We start from the raw sequence: 502 nt of genomic DNA on the forward strand, positions 1-502 counted from the left end.
TCCGGAATCGTGAAACTTTTGGTCACTGGGAGCTCGATACTGTGGTGTCTTCCAGAGGCAAAAGCAAGGGCTGTTTAGCGACCTTTCTGGAGCGGAAAACTCGCTTTTACTTAGCTTTAAAGATACCAGACAAAACAGCCAAAGCCATGTTTTCAGCCATCGAACAAATTTGTAAGCTATTTCCAAAAGAGACTCTTAAAACCTTCACTTCAGACGGGGGAAAAGAGTTCGCCTGCTATCCTCTGGTAGAGAATTTAGGAATTTCCTTTTTCTTTGCGAACGCCTATTCATCCTGGCAGAGAGGAAGCAATGAAAACGCAAATGGCTTACTAAGAGAATATTTCCCAAAGAAAACAGATTTAGCTGTATATCTGATGAGGCTTTGAACAAGGCCTTATATGATATCAATCACAGACCGCGAAAATGTTTAGCTTACAGAACTGCTTATGAGGCTCTAGTGGATGAGTTAGAGTAAATGTTGCACTTATTCTTGCAATTTATC

Annotated in this window: 1 pseudogene; it reads left to right on the forward strand. The window is 41.0% G+C overall.

The features are described 5' to 3' along the window. Positions 1–475, forward strand: a pseudogene (locus M1F97_RS09135) (IS30 family transposase); the annotation flags it as partial. Positions 476–502: the final 27 nt, after the last annotated feature.

This window comes from Streptococcus oralis, assembly GCF_023110435.1.
GTDB classification, from domain to species: domain Bacteria; phylum Bacillota; class Bacilli; order Lactobacillales; family Streptococcaceae; genus Streptococcus; species Streptococcus oralis_CF.